The 19,548-nt window shown below is 45.1% G+C and carries 18 protein-coding genes and 2 pseudogenes; 12 read left to right on the top strand and 8 right to left on the bottom strand.

Annotation, left to right across the window (positions count from 1 at the left end; all coding sequences use genetic code 11):
* The first annotated feature begins 8 nt into the window (after nt 1-8).
* From traV to AACL30_RS12150, 9 genes and pseudogenes are all read left to right on the top strand, one after another.
* Entirely contained in the window at nt 9-536 is a 528-nt protein-coding gene (traV, locus tag AACL30_RS12190; protein ID WP_339056748.1) for a type IV conjugative transfer system lipoprotein TraV, read from the top strand.
* Between the two features lie 11 nt (nt 537-547).
* Complete coding sequence (gene traC / locus AACL30_RS12185; protein WP_339056747.1) at nt 548-3,139, top strand: type IV secretion system protein TraC; 2,592 nt, start codon at nt 548-550, stop codon at nt 3,137-3,139.
* A complete protein-coding gene (gene trbI / locus AACL30_RS12180; RefSeq protein ID WP_339056746.1) occupies nt 3,121-3,546 on the top strand; it encodes a type-F conjugative transfer system protein TrbI in 426 nt (141 codons plus the stop codon). Before traC ends, trbI begins: the two co-directional genes overlap by 19 nt.
* Nucleotides 3,543-4,175, top strand: a complete 633-nt coding sequence (gene traW / locus AACL30_RS12175) for a type-F conjugative transfer system protein TraW (protein ID WP_339056745.1) — start codon at nt 3,543-3,545, stop codon at nt 4,173-4,175. Before trbI ends, traW begins: the two co-directional genes overlap by 4 nt.
* Nucleotides 4,172-4,624, top strand: a pseudogene (locus AACL30_RS12170) (TraU family protein); the annotation flags it as partial. The gene traW and the pseudogene AACL30_RS12170, both read left to right, overlap by 4 nt.
* Before the next feature lie 100 nt (nt 4,625-4,724).
* Complete coding sequence (gene istA / locus AACL30_RS12165; protein WP_339056344.1) at nt 4,725-5,903, top strand: IS21 family transposase; 1,179 nt, start codon at nt 4,725-4,727, stop codon at nt 5,901-5,903.
* On the top strand, nt 5,900-6,697 hold the full coding sequence (gene istB / locus AACL30_RS12160; protein WP_339058365.1) for an IS21-like element helper ATPase IstB: 798 nt from the start codon (nt 5,900-5,902) through the stop codon (nt 6,695-6,697). The genes istA (AACL30_RS12165) and istB (AACL30_RS12160) overlap by 4 nt, the downstream gene beginning before the upstream one ends.
* Nucleotides 6,698-6,801: 104 nt before the next feature.
* Nucleotides 6,802-8,073 carry a conjugal transfer protein TrbA gene (locus AACL30_RS12155; protein ID WP_339056744.1) on the top strand — a complete coding sequence of 424 codons (1,272 nt, stop codon included), beginning with the start codon at nt 6,802-6,804 and terminating at the stop codon, nt 8,071-8,073.
* A 17-nt stretch (nt 8,074-8,090) separates the two neighbouring features.
* A complete protein-coding gene (locus AACL30_RS12150; RefSeq protein ID WP_339056743.1) occupies nt 8,091-9,056 on the top strand; it encodes a DsbC family protein in 966 nt (321 codons plus the stop codon).
* Here the strand turns inward: AACL30_RS12150 and AACL30_RS12145 are convergent.
* The gene (locus tag AACL30_RS12145) at nt 9,043-9,366 is read right to left on the bottom strand and encodes a helix-turn-helix transcriptional regulator (protein WP_339056742.1); all 324 of its coding nucleotides are present in this window, start codon (nt 9,364-9,366) and stop codon (nt 9,043-9,045) included. The two genes, AACL30_RS12150 and AACL30_RS12145, sit on opposite strands and share 14 nt — an antisense overlap.
* A 1-nt stretch (nt 9,367) precedes the next feature.
* Nucleotides 9,368-9,727: a type II toxin-antitoxin system RelE/ParE family toxin gene (locus tag AACL30_RS12140; RefSeq protein WP_176488696.1), complete on the bottom strand. Its 360-nt coding sequence runs from the start codon at nt 9,725-9,727 to the stop codon at nt 9,368-9,370.
* 96 nt (nt 9,728-9,823) lie between these two features.
* On the opposite strand from AACL30_RS12140, the gene trbC reads away from it, so the two are divergent.
* A complete protein-coding gene (gene trbC, locus AACL30_RS12135) occupies nt 9,824-11,974 on the top strand; it encodes an F-type conjugative transfer protein TrbC (RefSeq protein WP_339056741.1) in 2,151 nt (716 codons plus the stop codon).
* A 214-nt stretch (nt 11,975-12,188) separates the two neighbouring features.
* Here the strand turns inward: trbC and istB (AACL30_RS12130) are convergent, their stop codons facing one another.
* Nucleotides 12,189-12,986, bottom strand: coding sequence for an IS21-like element helper ATPase IstB (gene istB, locus AACL30_RS12130; RefSeq protein WP_339058365.1), 798 nt, complete (start codon nt 12,984-12,986; stop codon nt 12,189-12,191).
* Nucleotides 12,983-14,161 carry an IS21 family transposase gene (gene istA, locus AACL30_RS12125; protein WP_339056693.1) on the bottom strand — a complete coding sequence of 393 codons (1,179 nt, stop codon included), beginning with the start codon at nt 14,159-14,161 and terminating at the stop codon, nt 12,983-12,985. The genes istB (AACL30_RS12130) and istA (AACL30_RS12125) overlap by 4 nt, the downstream gene beginning before the upstream one ends.
* Between istA (AACL30_RS12125) and AACL30_RS12120 the strand changes: the two genes are divergently transcribed.
* Both AACL30_RS12120 and AACL30_RS12115 read left to right on the top strand, forming a co-directional pair.
* The gene (locus tag AACL30_RS12120) at nt 14,160-14,309 is read left to right on the top strand and encodes a hypothetical protein (protein WP_339056740.1); all 150 of its coding nucleotides are present in this window, start codon (nt 14,160-14,162) and stop codon (nt 14,307-14,309) included. The genes istA (AACL30_RS12125) and AACL30_RS12120 overlap by 2 nt on opposite strands.
* A gap of 315 nt (nt 14,310-14,624) precedes the next feature.
* Nucleotides 14,625-14,924, top strand: a pseudogene (locus AACL30_RS12115) (LysR family transcriptional regulator); the annotation flags it as partial.
* 444 nt (nt 14,925-15,368) lie between these two features.
* Here the strand turns inward: AACL30_RS12115 and AACL30_RS12110 are convergent.
* From AACL30_RS12110 to AACL30_RS12095, 4 genes are all read right to left on the bottom strand, one after another.
* A complete protein-coding gene (locus AACL30_RS12110; protein WP_176488693.1) occupies nt 15,369-15,668 on the bottom strand; it encodes a DNA-binding protein in 300 nt (99 codons plus the stop codon).
* A gap of 12 nt (nt 15,669-15,680) precedes the next feature.
* The gene (locus AACL30_RS12105) at nt 15,681-16,004 is read right to left on the bottom strand and encodes a type II toxin-antitoxin system RelE/ParE family toxin (protein WP_339056739.1); all 324 of its coding nucleotides are present in this window, start codon (nt 16,002-16,004) and stop codon (nt 15,681-15,683) included.
* 513 nt (nt 16,005-16,517) lie between these two features.
* Complete coding sequence (locus AACL30_RS16535; protein ID WP_422389604.1) at nt 16,518-16,913, bottom strand: hypothetical protein; 396 nt, start codon at nt 16,911-16,913, stop codon at nt 16,518-16,520.
* Between the two features lie 595 nt (nt 16,914-17,508).
* Nucleotides 17,509-19,263, bottom strand: coding sequence for a hypothetical protein (locus tag AACL30_RS12095; RefSeq protein WP_339056737.1), 1,755 nt, complete (start codon nt 19,261-19,263; stop codon nt 17,509-17,511).
* Nucleotides 19,264-19,548 lie beyond the last annotated feature (285 nt).

The following is a 19,548-nucleotide window of genomic DNA, read 5'->3' as shown; positions in this document are numbered from 1 at the left end:
AACAGTTAATGAAGCATTTTCTTTTACTCGCTGTGGTTGGCAGCGTTTTGCTACTGACAGGCTGTGCGGGTGTCAGTGGTGATTTTGAGTGTCATGCCACCACCGGCGACCGTTGTATGACGATGGAGCAGGCCAATCAAAAAGCGCGTCAGCAGGAAAAAACCAGTAAGGAAAAGCAAGCGGTGGCCAGCCTACCTGGCTTGGTTAATTTGTCACCATCGGCTTCTGATGCGGCACCTGCTGTATTGCCATCGTTGTTACCTCAGCCCGTTAACCCGTCATCGCGTCAACAAACGGAGAGGTTAACCGTTACGGTATTACCTCCAATGACAGCATCCCCCCTTATAGCCACGCCACACTGTCCAGCCCATAGCTGTCATCTCAAGAAAAAAATGCGTGCCCAACGTACCGCAGAAAAGATAGCGCACATCTGGATTGCACCGTGGATCGATACGGATGATGCGTTGCACCAACCAGGTAGGATCTCGTTTGTTGTCGGCTCTGCCCACTGGCAGTTGCCACAGGCAATGGATTAAGGGGGAAGAGGATGGAACGTTTACTTGATGCGGCGAATCGTTTGATACAGGCGTTTAACACGCCGGACGGGGCAACACAGGCCAATAAAACCCTAGGTGAAATGAACTACCCACAGATAAGCAGTATGTTGCCCTACCGTGACTACGATGCGGAGAGTGGCTTGTATATGAATAACGCCTCTATCGGTTTTATGCTGCAAGCGGTGCCGCTGATGGGTGCCAATGAACACATCATCCAGGTATTGGATGATCTGATCAAAAGTAAGTTACCGCGTCACATGCCTATTGCCTTCCATTTCGTCTCCAGCAAGGTCATTGGTAAGCAAATTGACGCCGGGCTTGCTGATTTCCGTTGGCAAGGAACGCAAGCTGAACGCTTTAACCGTATTACTCAGGCATTTTATCACCGTGCCGCCCAGCAGCACTTTAACAGCCCCACCCACTTACCGCTGACGCTGCGGGATTATCGCCTTTATATCTCTTATTGCCAAAAAACGAAAAAACGAGACAGTGCCACCCTCATGGCGTTGACCCACTTGCTGAAAGTGATCCGTGCCTCGTTGGATTCAGCAAAGATTAGCACGCAATCTGTATCGCAGGCTGATTTTGTCAACATTATTAGCCAGATGGTGAATCATTTCCCCGATGCGCTTTATGCGGATCCGGTCAATGTCAGCACTTATGATGATCTTAATCGCCAGTGTGTAGACAGAAGTCTCGATATCGTCGTCAAGCCGGATCATTTGTCATTGACCCTGAATAAATCCACAGGGGAGAAGTCTTGTACACGGGTCATGAATTTTATGCTGGAGAGTAACCCTGATTTATTTTTCCTGTGGCAAGGCGGCGACAATATCAGCAATTTGCTCAGCCCTGACTTGAGTATTGCTAGCCCATTTATCATGACCTTTATCCTGGAAGCGGAAGATCAGGTTAAAACACAAAATGAAGCCACACGTAAATTTATCGATCTGGATAAAAAGGCGAATTCACCCTATGCCAAGTTATTTCCCAGTGTGGGCAGGCAAGCCAAAGAGTGGGGAGCGCTGCGTGAGCGATTGAACAGTAATCAATCCTGTGTAGTACGTTATTTTTTCAATATCACGACCTTCTGTCTCGATGAGGATGAAGCCGCCTTGGTTTGTGAACAACAAGTTATTAATACCTTTAAAAAAAATGGTTTACGTCTGTATTCGCCGCGTTATATGCAGATGCGTAATTACCTGGCGATGTTCCCTTTTGTTGCTGGAGAAGGGCTATGGCAAGACATTAAAGCCAGCGGCGCCACCTGCCGTGCTGAAAGTACCCAGGTGGTCAATCTTTTGCCCATCGTGGCGGATAACCGTTTGTGTTCTCGTGGCCTGCTGGCACCGTCTTATCGCAATCAACTGGCTTTCCTCGACATCTACGGTGCCAGACTAGGAAACACCAATTACAACATGGCGGTAACGGGAACATCCGGGGCAGGCAAAACCGGTCTGGTGCAGCCTATTTTACGCAGCGTACTGGATTCCGGTGGCATCGTATGGGTATTTGATATGGGGGATGGTTACAAATCATTTTGCGAAAATGTCGGTGGTGTGTACCTGGATGGGCAATCCCTTAAATTCAACCCCTTTGCCAATATCAGCAATATCAGTGAGTCTGGTGAACGTATTCGTGATCAATTGGCGGTGTTAGCCAGTCCGAATGGAACGCTAGATGAAGTGCATGAAGATTTATTGCTAAAAGCCGTGATGAGTGCCTGGAACAGTAAGCAACAAACTGCCCGTATTGATGATGTGGTGGATTACCTGAAAACCGCCCGCAATGCGCCACATTACGCCAATGCTGAGCGTATTACCGGGCGTATGGACGAAATTATCGAATTGTTGGAGAAATACAGTGCACAGGGTATTTACGGTGATTATTTTAACAGTGATCAGCCTTCTCTGAGCGGTGATGCCAGAATGGTGGTGCTGGAGTTGGGCGGTTTGCAGGATAAACCGGCTTTGCTGGCGGCGGTGATGTTTTCGCTGATTATTTATATCGAAGACAAAATGTATCACAGCCCGCGCGATCAGAAAAAATGTTGCACCATTGATGAAGGTTGGAAATTGCTGAACTTCAAAAATGCCAAAGTCGGCGCTTTTATCGAAACAGGCTACCGTACCGTGCGTCGCCATCTGGGTTCATTTATTACTATCAGTCAGAACATCAAGGATTTCGATGCCGATGATGCGTCGACGGCGGCTAAAGCCGCGTGGGGGAATTCTGCTTTTAAGCTGGTGCTGAAACAGGATGCGGCAGAGTTCAAAGCCTATAACCAAAGCCGCCCGGATCAGTTCAGTGAACTGGAACGTTTAGTTATCAGTCGATTTGGTGATGCAAAAGACCAATGGTTTAGCGCTTTTATGCTGCGCATTAATGATAGCCGTTCATTCCATCGATTATTTGTCGATCCCCTCAGTCGCGCCATGTTCAGCTCGAATGGGCGTGATTTTGAATTTATCCGTGATCAACGCCGCAAAGGGGTAGATATCCACACCGCAGTTTATGCCTTGGCACAACGTAACTTCCCTGAGGAAATGGAGGCGCTGGAATTATGGTCAACAATAGCGTAACCCCGATTGAAATGATGATCCCTAAAAAAGCAGAAAAAAAGTGGAGCAAACGTCGTCGTCGTTGTGTCAAGCCGGTGGTTATCGTGATTGCCTGCATGATGGTACTGCATGCGGCTGTTGCGCTGTTGCTGATTCAGTGGCAATCGCCGGTCATTGTGACCTTTGATATGAAGGAAACCGTGGACAGCTTTATGGATCAAAGCGCTAAAACACGCTTGTCACCGGCGCAAACGGAGCAATTGGTGGATCGTTTCAATCGAGCACTGGACAGCAGCCTGGCTGAATATCGAAAAACACAGCGAGCGATCATTCTGGTAGCGCCTTCTGTGGTCAGTGGTGCGCGTGATATTACCGCCGCGATTCAACAAGACATTGCTCGCCGTATGCGGACGGGTCGTGACGAATGAAGCCGTTATGGCTGGCTATGATCACACTGGTTTGTTCGCCCCTCGCCCAGACGGTTGATTTGGGGACATGGGGGGATCTATACCCGATAGCGGAGCCTGACATGCTGATGACTATCCATAACCGTTTGCATGACATGGATCAGAGCGGTGAATTGGCCAAACAGCAAGCTGCCTTTAAACAGCGCGTGATTAAAAATAGCCTGCGGCCTGCACCGGTAACGGGACTGACAGTAGCGCAAGAAGACAGCACGCATTATGTCGATCCCTCTTTTGTTGTCAGCCAGGATATAGCTGACCATCAAGGTCGCATTTTTGCCCACAAAGGTGAGCGGCATAACCCGCTGGAATTCGTGCCCTTTATGCAAACGCTGTATTTTATTGACGCGGACGATCCGCGCCAAATAGCTTGGCTGAAGCAGCAAAAACCAGCAACCACAGGTCGTAAAGTGATCCTGGTGAAGGGGGATGTTAGTGCAAGCACTCGGACTCTCGATACCCGTATTTACTTTGACCAACAAGGGATAATGAGCCGCAAGTTTGCGCTTACTGCGGTACCGGCTCGCGTGACGGCGTCACAAGAGGGCAAACGTCTGCGTGTAGAGACCTTTGCCATGAGGGAGCAGCCATGATGCGTAATGCCTTGTTGACTTTAGCGTTTCTGATGATGTTCACCGGCAGGGTCAATGCAACAGCCACGGAATGTGAGGGAAGATTTGTTAACCCGATCACTGATATTTGCTGGCAATGTCTTTTCCCGATTTCGATTGGCAGTATTGCAGTGACGTCGGGTATCGCGCCCGACACCGCGAATCCCTCCAGCCCTATCCAGCTGTGTCCGGTTGGCCTGCTGTATCGGGTTGGATTGGCTATCGGTTATTGGGAGCCAATGGCGTTGACAGACGTCACGCGCTCGCCTTATTGCATGGTTAATCTGGGCGGTTTTAGCTTAGATATCGGTAAAGTGGGGACAGGGACAGCAGGTCAGAGCGATAAACCGGCAGCAGGGGCTTTCTACCATGTGCATTGGTATAAATATCCGCTGACCTATTGGCTGAACATCATCACCTCGGCAGGGTGTCAGCGCTAATGATAAAAGACCGTAAATTGCTAATTTAATTTGTCCACTCAAGCCAGAATGCAGTTTCCTTTGTGGTGACAAAGCCATGAGGGAAATAAGCATGCTAAGAAGAGAGGACCACTACATGATAAAACAACGCCATCAACAGGGGGCATTTATTGTTGATATTGCCCATCAGATAGGGTGTTCAGAAAAAACGGTGAGACGGCACATTAGCTATCCTGCGCCGCCAACAGCAAAACGCGGTAAAAAACAGGTTGCTAAACTCGAGCCCTTTAAAGACTACATCGATTCAAGGTTGAGTGAACAGGTTTGGAATGCGGCGGTTATTTTTGAGGAAATCCGTGAAAAAGGCTACCGGGGTGGGAGTGCGATGCTCCGACGTTATATACATCCCAAACGTCCGCTCAGGGCCTCGAAAAACACGGTACGCTTTGAAACCCTCCCCGGTTATCAACTTCAACACGATTGGGGAGAAATCATCGTTGAGGTGGCAGGCTCTGCCTGTACGGTTAATTTTGCCGTTAATACGCTCGGTTTTTCGCGTCGCTTTCATGTCTTTGCTGCCCCTAAGCAAGATGCTGAGCACACGTATGAATCGCTGGTTCGCAGCTTCAATTACTTCGGTGGCAGCGTAAAAAATGTCTTGGTAGATAACCAAAAAGCCGCTGTTATCAAACATGGACAAAATGGCCACATCGAGTTCAATGCGGGCTTCCTGCAACTGGCTAATCACTATGGGTTTAGCCCTCGCGCCTGTAAGCCTTATCGACCGCAAACGAAAGGCAAAACCGAACGGATGGTGGGCTATGTTAAACACAATTTTTTCACTCGCTACCGTCAGTTTGAGAGTTTCGCTCATGTTAATCAACTGCTAGCGATGTGGCTGGCGAAAGTGGCAGACCAGCGTCATCTTCGTCAATTCAAGCAGACACCGGAAAATCGTTTTGCTGAGGAAAAAATAGCCTTGATGCCACTCCCTGCGACTGATTTCGATACCAGCTACTTCGACCTACGACAAGTGGCATGGGACAGCTATATCGATGTCAGAGGTAATCGCTATAGCGTGCCTTCATTCTGGTGTGGTCGTGCGGTTAATATTCGTATCGGTTTAGATAATACGCTACGTATTTACGGCGATGAGCAACTGCTCGCGACGCATCTCTTGCAGGAGGTAACGCAGGGCTGGCAAAAGGTGCCAGAACATCATCAAGCCCTTTGGCAACAGGTCAATCGAGTAGCGTCTCGTTCGCTCAGTGTGTATGAGGAGCTACTCTGATGGAAATGGAAAACTTGTTGATACGGTTAAAAATGGATTACCTGGGCGATGCGTTGGAGAGTTTATGTGAAGAAGCCACCAAGAAAGCACTGAACTACCGTGAATTTCTCCAGCAGGCATTAGCCCAGGAATGGAACGGGCGTCACCAAAAAGGCTTGGAATCGCGGTTAAAACAAGCACGTTTGCCGTGGATAAAAACCTTGGAGCAATTTGACTTTACTTTCCAACCAAGTATAGACAGGAAAATTATCCGCGAGCTGGCGGGGCTGAGGTTTGTCGAACATCATGAAAACGTCATTTTGTTAGGCCCACCTGGGGTAGGGAAAACGCATTTGGCGATAGCGCTGGCTGTCAAGGCAGCTACAGCTGGGCATCGGGTATTGTTTATGCCTCTGGATAGACTCTGCTGTACCTTAATGAAGGCAAAGCAAGAAAACCGTCTGGAACGCCAACTTCAGCAACTGTGCTATGCCAGGGTATTAATACTGGATGAAATCGGGTATTTACCGATGAATCGCGAAGAAGCTAGCCTATTTTTCAGGTTATTGAGCCGTCGTTATGAAAAGGCGAGCATCATTCTCACATCAAATAAAAGTTTTACTGATTGGGGGGACGTATTCGGTGATCACATTTTAGCAACTGCGATTTTAGACAGGCTTTTACATCATTCAACCACATTGAATATTAAAGGAGAAAGCTATCGACTCAAAAATAAACGCAAAGCAGGCATGTTGCCTATAAAAACGACTGATATTATCCAGGCGCCTGGAATAGAAACCCAACAGGAAAATTAGCAAAAACTGGACATTTTAAAGTAGCAAAAAGTGGTCAATCTAAAGTAGCGTTGACAGCGTCTTCCTGACCTCGGGTTTTTTACTATTTCTAACCGAGATACAACATGGACAAACGTCGCATGGGTACGCCTGGAAATGACGGCTTTCTTTTGCTCAGTGCCTTGATTGGCGTTGCCGTTATTTTTTGGTTCTTTTTGGCAGAGCTCATTTACTGGAGTTGTCTGCTGCTGTATCACCTCTGGCAATGCTGTGATCTGCCTCGCCTTCACGCTGTTGTTGCCCCCCGTATTAACCTGCTGGCGGCGACCGCTAACAACGCCGATAATGTGACCTTGATGCAATGGCTGAGTGTGATGAACCAGACCGCCGGTATTTTGCTACTCTTCCTCCTGCCGCTGGCCATCATGGGGATATACGCCACTGTCACGCATCCCGCCAGTAAGACCCGACGAGAAATCAACATCCACACGCTGCCCAAAATCATGGCAAGGTTCTCACCCAGTATCATTCCAGCACTCTGTTACGGCGATCCCCGGACGCAATTGTTAAATGTTGACCCGCCCGCGCATCGCAGTGCACGTGACCCGGCGGAATTTGCCCAGCAGCACCAACTGGTGATCAACCGGCGTTTGGATCATAAGAAAGCGACCGCGGTCTTTATTCAGCAGCTGAGCCGCCAGATAACCCAATTAGCGGATCTGAATGCCTATGAGCGCGCCTTGTTCGCCGTCTTTGGACTGCAATTTTTTTTCAATGACCGTAAGGCAGCTGAAACGCTGCTCGATACCTTAAACCGTTCTTGCCTGATCAAAAGCCGTCGTGAAAAGGAAAACATCGGCTATCCGGTATGGTCTGCGGCCAGCCAGGCATTCAAAAGGCTCGCCGCCCATCCCGCCGCGAGACAGTGGATCAAACAACACCGCTATGCGCGTACGGCTCTCGCCGCCCTGCATGCCAATGATCTTCATCTGCCCCCCGCCCGTTTTCGCTGGTTAAAGGGGCTTGATCGCACGCTATGGTATGCGCTGTGCTCCTCAGATCGCCCAAAACCCTTTGTCGAAGGAGCCGGTGTCGTCACTCAGGCGCAGTGGGAACGGGAAGCGGCTCAACATCAGGTCACCTTACCCGCCCCTATCCTCAATTATGCCGTGGAAGGACTGGAGCGGGATTTGATCAGCGTCGGTATCGTTATCGATGATAGGAAGCCAAAAACCGATGAAAGCGAAGAGGACGATAAGGCGCCGCAGGAAGAAGACCCGCCAATACAGAGCAATCCTCCCTCGCAGAAGGCGGTACCGATGCCCCCCAGCGTAACAAAAACCGAGGAAACCTTACCCTCCGCCCCTTTTGTATGTAAACCCAAAAATACCCTCTGACAGCAATAAGGACTGCTATGCGCCCGAAAACATTTTCTACCCACATCATCGGCTCCATCCTGACGACCCGCCTCGGTCATGCTGACAGCGGCGCGGTGCTTTTTACCTTGGATATCAGCCAGGAAACCCATTTTTTCATGCAGGGTAACCACCTGATCATTCGCCAAAATAACCAGCAAGATATCGTTATGCTCGATGACCGTCTTTCACCCGCTGATGCCCAAAACGTGCTCAATACGTTGACCCAGGCTGTGATGCAACACCAAAAAATAAAATTATGGCGGAGGCGAATAGTGTGGGGTCTCATACTTATCACCCTAGCGGCGGTGTGCGGCCATCGACTCTTACCCACGACACCCCCGATACAGACCGCGCTATTGCCGTCATCCGAGCAGCCCCCGGCATCCTGGCTGGCTGCCTCATCGGTGCCGGAAACCGTTCAACTCCCCTCCCGTGAATACCGCGAGCCGGCAGAGACGATTCAACCTACGTCAACCGCATGGGCCACCTTAGCCAATAATTTACGCGACGCCGCTGGGCGAAAGCTCTTCACCGTTCCTTTAACCACCGGTCATTCACGCACTTTATACGTATTTTCCGACCCCCTCTGCCAACATTGCCGGGATCTCGAACCCACCTTGGCGGCCATGGGCAAAAACGTCAATATTGACGTTTTTCCGGTGACATTGATTGGAAAAAACCAAACCGCGGCTCAGATAATCCCCGTGCTTTGTGCTCCACCCGAAAAACGGCGCGCCTTGTGGAAAGCGTTATTGGCTGACAACTCCCCCGCTCAAGCGCCTTCCTGTGATATTGGCGAAAAAGCCTTAGCGGTTAACGACAAAGCCTTTGCTGCGTATGGTTTCCCCGGGACACCGCAACTGATTGCAGATGACGGTCGTCCCGTGCCCTTCAGTGCGCTAGAAAACGATGAAACATTAGCAGCATTTATGAATGCAGGCGCCCCGCTTAAGAGAAAATAACGTTTAAACTGCCTGCTTTTGGTGTACGGCGAGATTTACCAATCACTATTTGTACATCACGTCCCAGCAAAGTAAGGCATTCCAGCATTTTAGTTTCGCTGATCCCTCTAAACTGCCCTCGTAGCAGGTGAGATAATTTGGGTTGTGTCATACCCAGTAAACGGGCTGCTTCAGTCTGGGTCATGCGTTTATGCTTAATAATATCGGTAATTTTTGATGCCAATTGCGCTTTTAATTGCATGGTTTCAGCATCAGGCATCTCGAGATCGGCATAAATATTGCCGCTGCTGATTTCAATATTGGGTGTCATTTCAGCCTCCTTTAGCATCATTTTCCGCTATTTTGAGACGCTCGCGTATTTTCTCTACATCAGGCTTAGGCGTCGCTATGCCTGAATTGGATTTTTTTTGGAAAACATGAAGCACGTACACAGCGGTATCAAATCTAACGGTATACACTGCTCTATAGGCATTTGTAGCATAATTTTCGACAACTTCTAACACCCCAGCACCGCCAAAACCTTTCAATGGTTTCGCATCAGGATGCTTTTCACCTGATTGAGCCAGATGCAACGCATAGCCAAATACATCCTGGACTTCATCAGGCAACAGTTGCAAATCTTTTTTACTGCTACCAACCCATAGCAACGATTTTTGTGATGGTGTTTTCATCCATTAATTATATCTAAATGGGTATAAAAAACTACCGGTAAAAACAAAGACAAAAATCCCCTTTTATCTAACATGTCACCAAGGTATCTATATTTTATGGATAAACGACCCGCTTCAATCGATCCGCGGCGAGTGAATCGCCCTCTGTTCAATGCCACTCTTGCCGACACGTTACTGTCTCCCACGGGCGTACAATTAATGCTATTGATGGCATTGATTTTTGGCTGCTTCTGGCCAGCCACCTTGCTGATGGGATTGCCTGCCTCAGTAATAATATTGATTCTTTTCAGCGATAGACCGTTTCGTATGCCGCTACGGCTCCCCACGGATGTCGGGGAGCCCGATCTGACCACGGAGCGTGAAAGCTTTAAAGCGCGCTCAGGGCTGGCGGGACTGTTCTCTTTTGTCACTCGTACGCGAAACTACCAGCAGGCCGCGGGCATACTCTGTCTGGGTTACGCGCGGGGCAAATCGCTGGCGCGGGAATTGTGGCTGAATCTCGATGATGCATTGCGCCATATCCAACTGATGGCCACCACCGGGGGCGGAAAAACCGAAGCCATTTTATCGGTTTACCTTAATTCACTCTGCTGGGGTCGCGGCATGTGCCTCTCAGACGGTAAAGCAGAAAACAGCCTGGCCTTCGCGGTCTGGTCACTGGCGCGTCGCTTTGGTCGGGAAGACGATGTGTATGTGCTGAATTTTTTAACTGGGGGGAAGAGCAAATTTACCTCTTTGGTGAAGGGCGAGCACTCGCGGCCTCAATCCAATTCCATTAACCTGTTTGCCAACGCCTCCGAAACCTTCATCATCCAGTTAATGGATTCTCTCTTGCCCACGGCAAACGGCAATGAAGACGGCTGGCAAGACAAAGCCAGAGCCATGATCAGCGCCTTAATCTATGCGCTGTGCTACAAACGGGAAAAAGACGGATTACTGTTATCACAAAGCGTCATTCAGCATTATTTGCCGCTGCGCAAGACAGTGGAACTCTATCAAGAGGCCAAAAAAAATAACTGGCATGCGGCCGGCTATCAACCGCTGGAAAATTACTTAAATACGCTGGCAGGGTTTGATATGACCCTGATCGACCGACCGTCTGAATGGGCGCAAAGCGTCTTCGATCAGCATGGCTTTCTTATTCAGCAATTCACTCGCATGCTTACCCTGTTTAATGACATTTACGGCCATGTGTTCCCTCAAGGCGCCGGTGACATTGATTTGCGCGATGTCCTGCATAATGATCGCATTCTTGTCGTCCTTATTCCTGCCCTGGAGCTCTCCAGTAGCGAAGCCGCTACCCTGGGTAAACTCTATATTTCCGGCCTGCGCATGACCCTCAGTCAGGATTTGGGCGATCGCTTTGAAGGGAAACGCGAAGACGTCCTGATCGCGAAAAAATTTGCAGGAAAATTCCCCTACCCCCTCATTTTTGACGAACTGGGTGCTTATTTTGCGCCGGGTATCGACAAACTGGCGGCACAGATGCGTTCGTTGCACTACATGCTCATGATTGCCGCCCAAGATGTGCAATCCTTACTGGCAAAATCGATGCGTGAATTTTTTACCGTCAGCGCCAACCAGCGCACCAAATGGTTTATGGCATTAGAAGATGCCGTGGAAACCTTCAACATCATTCGTTCCGCCGCCGGTAAGGGCTATTATTCTGAACTGGCTACCGTCGAGCGTAAAAGCGGTATCGTCGGGGAGCAATACGAAGAGGCGGATACCCGCCACATCCGTGAACGCGACAACATCGAGCTGAGTGAATTAAAAGCCCTCAACAGCGGTGAAGGGGTGATTGTTTTTCAGGATGCCGTTGTACGCAGTTCAGCGATTTTCATTCCTGACGATGAAAAGCTGTCAACCAAACTGCCGATGCGCATTAACCGCTTTATCGAATTAAAGCGCCCGACGTTCAATGCGCTCTGTGAAATCGTGCCTGAATTGGCGCAAAAGCGCCCGGTTTCTCAGGCCAATGTTGACGGTATTTTGCGGCAACTCCAGCATGCGCCGAGGAAAATGGCACGGATGGAAGACAAAACCTTAATGAAGGTGGCTACCGTCGCTCTCGACCTGGATAACCGTGATGACACCTCCTACACGCCAGCAGAACGCGGCATATTGTTGTTTGAAGCCGCCCGGCGTTCGTTAACAAGGACAACGGGTCACTACAAAAGCCAGCAGGAACCCAAAAACATTAGCATTAGCCGTAAGGAGCTAGAAAACACTCATGAAAATACGTAAATCCGTTTCCATCCCGCGCGAATAAACGCAATGCTGAAAACGTAGTAGTGCTATGGAATATGCCTACGCGCGCGATGCGGTATCAGCAAGAATTTATTCGCCTTTGGCATGAGGCAGACGTGCTTTCACCCGCCTATTGACTTATTTAGCGCTACGGATGTCAACGCTACTTTAGATTGACCACTTTTTGCTACTTTAAAATGTCCAGTTTTTGCTAATTTTCCTGTTGGGTTTCTATTCCAGGCGCCTGGATAATATCAGTCGTTTTTATAGGCAACATGCCTGCTTTGCGTTTATTTTTGAGTCGATAGCTTTCTCCTTTAATATTCAATGTGGTTGAATGATGTAAAAGCCTGTCTAAAATCGCAGTTGCTAAAATGTGATCACCGAATACGTCCCCCCAATCAGTAAAACTTTTATTTGATGTGAGAATGATGCTCGCCTTTTCATAACGACGGCTCAATAACCTGAAAAATAGGCTAGCTTCTTCGCGATTCATCGGTAAATACCCGATTTCATCCAGTATTAATACCCTGGCATAGCACAGTTGCTGAAGTTGGCGTTCCAGACGGTTTTCTTGCTTTGCCTTCATTAAGGTACAGCAGAGTCTATCCAGAGGCATAAACAATACCCGATGCCCAGCTGTAGCTGCCTTGACAGCCAGCGCTATCGCCAAATGCGTTTTCCCTACCCCAGGTGGGCCTAACAAAATGACGTTTTCATGATGTTCGACAAACCTCAGCCCCGCCAGCTCGCGGATAATTTTCCTGTCTATACTTGGTTGGAAAGTAAAGTCAAATTGCTCCAAGGTTTTTATCCACGGCAAACGTGCTTGTTTTAACCGCGATTCCAAGCCTTTTTGGTGACGCCCGTTCCATTCCTGGGCTAATGCCTGCTGGAGAAATTCACGGTAGTTCAGTGCTTTCTTGGTGGCTTCTTCACATAAACTCTCCAACGCATCGCCCAGGTAATCCATTTTTAACCGTATCAACAAGTTTTCCATTTCCATCAGAGTAGCTCCTCATACACACTGAGCGAACGAGACGCTACTCGATTGACCTGTTGCCAAAGGGCTTGATGATGTTCTGGCACCTTTTGCCAGCCCTGCGTTACCTCCTGCAAGAGATGCGTCGCGAGCAGTTGCTCATCGCCGTAAATACGTAGCGTATTATCTAAACCGATACGAATATTAACCGCACGACCACACCAGAATGAAGGCACGCTATAGCGATTACCTCTGACATCGATATAGCTGTCCCATGCCACTTGTCGTAGGTCGAAGTAGCTGGTATCGAAATCAGTCGCAGGGAGTGGCATCAAAGCTATTTTTTCCTCAGCAAAACGATTTTCCGGTGTCTGCTTGAATTGACGAAGATGACGCTGGTCTGCCACTTTCGCCAGCCACATCGCTAGCAGTTGATTAACATGAGCGAAACTCTCAAACTGACGGTAGCGAGTGAAAAAATTGTGTTTAACATAGCCCACCATCCGTTCGGTTTTGCCTTTCGTTTGCGGTCGATAGGGCTTACAGGCGCGAGGACTAAACCCATAGTGATTAGCCAGTTGCAGGAAGCCCGCATTGAACTCGATGTGGCCATTTTGTCCATGTTTGATAACAGCGGCTTTTTGGTTATCTACCAAGACATTTTTTACGCTGCCACCGAAGTAATTGAAGCTGCGAACCAGCGATTCATACGTGTGCTCAGCATCTTGCTTAGGGGCAGCAAAGACATGAAAGCGACGCGAAAAACCGAGCGTATTAACGGCAAAATTAACCGTACAGGCAGAGCCTGCCACCTCAACGATGATTTCTCCCCAATCGTGTTGAAGTTGATAACCGGGGAGGGTTTCAAAGCGTACCGTGTTTTTCGAGGCCCTGAGTGGACGCTTCGGATGAATATAACGTCGGAGCATCGCACTCCCGCCGCGGTAGCCTTTTTCACGGATTTCCTCAAAAATAACCGCCGCATTCCAAACCTGTTCACTCAACCTTGAATCGATGTAGTCTTTAAAGGGCTCGAGTTTAGCAACCTGTTTTTTACCGCATTTTGCTGTTGGCGGCGCAGGATAGCTAATGTGCCGTCTCACCGTCTTTTCTGAACACCCTATCTGATGGGCAATATCAACAATAAATGCCCCCTGTTGATGGCGTTGTTTTATCATGTAGTGATCCTCTCTTCTTAGCATGCTTATTTCCCTCATGGCTTTGTCACCACAAAGGAAACTGCATTCTGGCTTGAGTGGACAAATTAAATTAGCAATTTACGGTCTTTTATCATTAGCGCTGACAACGGAATTGGCCGCCTGGCGTCAATGTGAAGCGTTGTGGGTATAAATGATTTCATTGCGTGTTGTTATTTTACGGCGTGAGAAGGAAAAGCAGTGAATAATACGTTTGAGCGATATTAAATAATGGATCTATTTATTTTATGTTATCAAGCGGAAAAATATTTTTCATGTTTAATCATTAAATTTTTCGGCAGGTATTATAAATAAAATATAAGTAAAAATAGAGAGCAATCATTTTTTATAAGAACAGAGTCAATAACATGACATAACGTGTCTTTTTTTAGAGGCGCGCCCTGTCATCATGTTTTAGCTGAAGACTAAGATAACCTTTAAATAAAATTATAAAGTGAAAAAATAAGTTATGATAAACTCAAATCATCCCATAATAAATCTCGATATTAAGCTACTTAGAACTTTTGTCGCTGTGGCGGAGAGAAAAACGTTTTCTGCTACTGCTGAGACAATTTGTCGAACGCAATCTGCGGTAAGTCAACAAATGCAACGTTTAGAACAAGTGATGGGTAAAGAATTATTTATTCGTCATGGCCGTAATAAACGGCTGACAGAATACGGCGTCCAGTTGCTTCATTATGCCCGAAAAATTTTAGCGTTTAATGATGAAGCTTGTCATTCTCTGATTTTAAATCATTTCACGGGTCTTGATATCGCGCAACAAATTGTCAGTTGTAAATCAACGAAATTATCGCCTTGGTAGTCTTTACACTGATAATGTCTAAGCGTTAATTTGATAAATTACGGTTATTTTAATCAATGACAGTAATTATAAAAGTGGCTTGCCGATATTGAATAATATTATTATCAGGTTTATTCCGTTCTGTTTTAGTTAATATCCCTCTTACTATGTAAAATACAAGCGATGAATTACACGGGTGTTTTATGACTGGACAACGTATTTAGAATAAACTGCAAATAAGGGAATTTTTGATCGAAATTCCCGGCAACTATCTGGCAGAATGTTTTCATCGAGTCGTGGTTGAGTAGATCCCAATGGGTTAATGATTTGGATGATTGCCCTAGATTTTTTTATGTTCTCCTCTTAAGGCCAGATTATTGAATACTATCGGCAAAGAGGTCACTGCCTAATTTAATTAGTAGTGATAGGTTGAACAGCAAGACGCAAGCCCATAACACGTAAAATCGCGTTTAAACTTCTGATTTCTGGATTACCCCTCGCAGATAAAGTGCGATAGAGCTGGTTTGAATTCAACTCAGCCTCCTTTGCCACCCGGCGAACACCACCGAAAGCTTTAGCCATCTGGCGCATAGCAACCAGTAATTCGGCTTGTTCACCGTCTTCGAGGATGTCATTAAGCAGCTCAGCTGCATAAGCAGGGTCTTTACGGAATATTTCGGCCATTGCATCGTCGTGTGATCTGTCTTTCATTAGCCCATTCTCCTATCCGCTCTTGCTTTTCCATTCGCGCCAATATTCACATGCGCGGGTTATGTCTGCATCCTGCTTGCGTTTGTCTCCACCGCAGAGCAGCAGAACTATCGTCAAGCCAGCTTTAGCGTAATAGACTCGATAGCCAGGACCAATATCGATGCGTAACTCCCAGACGCCTTCACGTAAAAGCTTGTGGTCGCCGAAATTGCCTAGCTCTACACGCATGATACGTCGGTCAATAGCAATCCTAGCCTTGGTGTCGCGTATCTGCTCACGCCACTCATCAAAAGGGTCGTTTCCATTGTTATCGATGTAGTGTCGTATTTCATTCATATCTTACATTGTCGTTTATAAACGATAATATATCAAGTTAAATGCAGATGTTGTTGTATTTATATCGGGAGCAAGTCAGGATACACATGTAATTGACCAGTTTCATTTTTAAAAAGGGCGTTTATCCCTTGTCAGGCTTAGGTTTTATGGTTTGTTATTCAAATCTAATTTGAATACAGTATCGATTCGAAACCGACCGGTTTCGGACACCCACGGTCAACAATGTACAAAAGTAAGGATAATTAATTTCGTACCTATGATATAATTCGTACATATATTTCGTACGGAAATAACCTGATCCTAATTATTTATTATCTTTTATTAATTTTTATCATTAAACTATAATTCAAGGCGGATAGAAACGTTGCTCAATCTATTTTTATAACAAAAGCTAGAGATAATGTTTTGCTCTTTATTTTTGACCGCAAGTGAACCCATCAAATGTCGATATTCGTTGCGGTTTCGAGTGGCCTATTATAGAAAATAATTCAGAGCACAGGAAATTGCTTTGAGTTATTCTTTATTGGAAAATAAATTTGTCGGTACTATAAATGGCAGAAAGATAATGATGACACTAATGCAAGTAAAAAATATAGATAAAATAGAATTATCTAAAATCGCTGCCATAACACCAGGAAAAAAAGACAGAATAGCCGTCGTCCAGCCAGGTAAACCGATATCTCTAAATCTCTTTGCTGTTATATTTAATAGAGAGAAAAAATAAAGCAATATAACTAATATACTGGAGAATGCAGAAGTAATACCTGTGAGGCTTGACGTCGTCATCTCTGAAAATAAAAAAATTGTGGGTGCATCATGAAAATTTCCAACATTCATAAATGAAATAATAAACGAAATAGTAAAAGAAATAATAAACGAGAGAAAAAATGAAAGTGCTATTGAAAACATGTTGTAAAGTAAAAAATTTAGCCTCTGTATTTTTCCAGTCATACATTCACAAAACAATATCCTAAGCATGTTCATGCTGTTCTCACTATAGAAATAGATGTATATCTATATTGATATTAGTTGATACCATCCTGCAGCTTTATATTTATTATTTTTTATGAATAATTCATTATTGAATAATAATCCATGACTAATCATGTAACTTGTTTAAGGCGCAGTAAAGTGGCAACAAGGCCTAGCGCTCCGGAACTCGCGCCCTGACGCAAAAATTAAAAATAGCTTTGTTTTTATAAAGTTTATTTCTTCATATTTTATTCATTCAGTCAGTTCCTAGAATAGCCAGAGTCGGAACTAAAAAGGCCATATTCACTTAAAGTTGTCGTTGAAATCTACTCAAATTGGATAGTAATATCAACCACGAATTATAAGTAGGAACTAGAAGATGTTCGAATAAAAAAATACCAAACGAAAAGGGAATTTGTAGAAAAAATCAGTGATTTTTAGATTTTTGCGTCAGGGCGTGAGTTCCGGAGCGCTAGGCCATGAAAGTACTGGATTAGCTGCTTAGGATTGCCCCACACTTTTTTATGCTCTCCTACTGAAACAAAGCCACTTTATGACCATTGGTGACAGCTTTAAGCCAATCAGCACTGTTAGCTTTTATCCATGAGTCTAAGCAATAGTCATATATCATTTTATTCTTTTTTGACCACTGATTCATTTTGGTTTCAAAGCATTGTGTGTATTGACTCGCTTCACAGACGATTCCAGCCCAGGGATCAACAACCCAGCACCCATCATAATCTGAAAAATGAACGTTGTCAGTTGCCGTATTAGGAGGAATACCTACTAACGTAAACGCATGTGTTCCCTTATCATCAACTCTGTATTGCTTTGCATATCCTCCACTTGCATTGATTAATTGGGCAGCAATTCCGGCCATTTCACTACAATTTCCTACCGCCATCTCCCAGGCATACCTATAGTTCGGTGACCCTTTATCTTTATCTGTTTGATTTATTTTTTTTCTAACATCAGGAAGCTTAAGATTAGCTAGTTCCATGCGTTCTACACTTTCAGCATTGCCGAAGTTATACTTGTTTGCTGATTTTATACCGATATTTTTAAATCGATTTCTTACCAGGCCAAATGCGGTTCTTGCAAAGTATTCGGTTCCATTATTTTTCAGCGTATCGACATTTTTCTTAAAAATTTGAATAATACTGGAAAAATTTTCCTGTATCTCTTGAGATTTTTGTTTTTTTTCACCGTCATTAGTCGCCGAACTATCAGTGATACCTTTTTTTACTAAAAATTTATTAATTCGGCTAGATTCTTCTTTTTTTTGCTCTAAGCTTGATGTAACAGATGTTAATATTGCTGGCGAGTTGCTGGTTCCATCAGGAATTTTGCTTTTTATGTTACTTATTATTGTAATTGAATAGTTAGAAGATGAAGTTTCAGCGTAGGTTTTTTTTACATTTTTCTCCATTGCTTCTTTTTTTCTTAGATGTGCTTCCAACTCCTGGAAAGTAAAATTTCTACTGTTGTTTTCAGGACTCGTATTCTCTGCGCTACTTGCTATTTTGAATTTATACTGAGATGAAGAAGTTTGACAGAAATAAACTTTCCTTCCATTTAAATTAGGTAAATTAATAAATTTTCCACATCCAGCAAGCATCTGAGTGCCCAAAATACTAGGAGCAGCGGCAGTCAGCTCGATGAGATTATTGAGCTGCATTTTATCATTGAGTTCAACCCATGAACCGTTTTGCGGAGTTAACTGTGTTATTTTATCGGTGATAAATTGTTTTAATTGTTCCTGTTTCTTTATTAATGAGACCTGTTCAGGCGCATCAGCAATAATACCTTCCTGTTTTATGTCACCATTGATTTCAGCAATCACAACTTGCTGAAATTCATTAAAATTTATCAATTCACCGAACTCTTCACCAAAGCAATGATCGTAAGTTGCTCTAATCAAAATTTTTTCTTTTGATACTCGGAATATATCTATTGAATAGATGTTCGATAATGTTTCAGGATTAATAAAAGCGAGCTGTCCTTTAAGAGAGAAGGAGCGCATTAAGAACTGATAAAAATGGGATTGTTTGGTATTATGGAAGTAGTCACTTATCTTAGATTCAACTAATTTTTTTTTCAGCTCATGATAATAAGGAATATCTGGGCAATTATTTTGCTTACTATAAGTTTCTGTTACTCGTGCTGTGCTGTTCTGTGCTGATTCACATTGACTCAGATTAGATTGATTTATTTTATTAGCTGTATTTATCTGGCTATAAATATTACTGGTTACTTTGCTAGAAGCTGAAGAAAAAACAGAAGACATAATGTTATTTATATTTTGATTAATGGATTGAATTAATCGTATGACTATATAAAAAAATCAAGCATAACACTTTCAAAAAACGTTTTTTTCAGCATTCACTGGAATTATGTGAATTATTTTCGGTATGGATTGAATTATTTACGCAACTATTTATTAAATTTTTCTTATTATACAAGGGCTCCGTTTGGGAAAAAAATCTTTTACGTTGAGACTGATCATCCCCGAGTGCCTACCTAACTATCAAATCTCTTTGGATGTTTTGATTAAGTAGTTATGACAGTACTT

The organism is Candidatus Regiella endosymbiont of Tuberolachnus salignus (assembly GCF_964020115.1).
Taxonomy (GTDB): Bacteria; Pseudomonadota; Gammaproteobacteria; order Enterobacterales; family Enterobacteriaceae; genus Regiella; species Regiella insecticola.
This window is presented reverse-complemented; position numbering and strand designations above follow the sequence as displayed.

Coding starts and splice junctions, on each gene's coding strand:
- traV (WP_339056748.1), top strand. CDS start 9: ATGAAGCATTTTCTTTTACTCGCTGTGGTTGGCAGCGTTTTGCTACTG.
- traC (WP_339056747.1), top strand. CDS start 548: ATGGAACGTTTACTTGATGCGGCGAATCGTTTGATACAGGCGTTTAAC.
- trbI (WP_339056746.1), top strand. CDS start 3,121: ATGGTCAACAATAGCGTAACCCCGATTGAAATGATGATCCCTAAAAAA.
- traW (WP_339056745.1), top strand. CDS start 3,543: ATGAAGCCGTTATGGCTGGCTATGATCACACTGGTTTGTTCGCCCCTC.
- istA (WP_339056344.1), top strand. CDS start 4,725: ATGCTAAGAAGAGAGGACCACTACATGATAAAACAACGCCATCAACAG.
- AACL30_RS12155 (WP_339056744.1), top strand. CDS start 6,802: ATGGACAAACGTCGCATGGGTACGCCTGGAAATGACGGCTTTCTTTTG.
- AACL30_RS12150 (WP_339056743.1), top strand. CDS start 8,091: ATGCGCCCGAAAACATTTTCTACCCACATCATCGGCTCCATCCTGACG.
- AACL30_RS12145 (WP_339056742.1), bottom strand. CDS start 9,366: ATGACACCCAATATTGAAATCAGCAGCGGCAATATTTATGCCGATCTC.
- AACL30_RS12140 (WP_176488696.1), bottom strand. CDS start 9,727: ATGAAAACACCATCACAAAAATCGTTGCTATGGGTTGGTAGCAGTAAA.
- trbC (WP_339056741.1), top strand. CDS start 9,824: ATGGATAAACGACCCGCTTCAATCGATCCGCGGCGAGTGAATCGCCCT.
- AACL30_RS12120 (WP_339056740.1), top strand. CDS start 14,160: ATGCTTATTTCCCTCATGGCTTTGTCACCACAAAGGAAACTGCATTCT.
- istA (WP_339056693.1), bottom strand. CDS start 14,161: ATGCTAAGAAGAGAGGATCACTACATGATAAAACAACGCCATCAACAG.
- AACL30_RS12110 (WP_176488693.1), bottom strand. CDS start 15,668: ATGAAAGACAGATCACACGACGATGCAATGGCCGAAATATTCCGTAAA.
- AACL30_RS12105 (WP_339056739.1), bottom strand. CDS start 16,004: ATGAATGAAATACGACACTACATCGATAACAATGGAAACGACCCTTTT.
- AACL30_RS16535 (WP_422389604.1), bottom strand. CDS start 16,913: ATGTTTTCAATAGCACTTTCATTTTTTCTCTCGTTTATTATTTCTTTT.
- AACL30_RS12095 (WP_339056737.1), bottom strand. CDS start 19,263: ATGTCTTCTGTTTTTTCTTCAGCTTCTAGCAAAGTAACCAGTAATATT.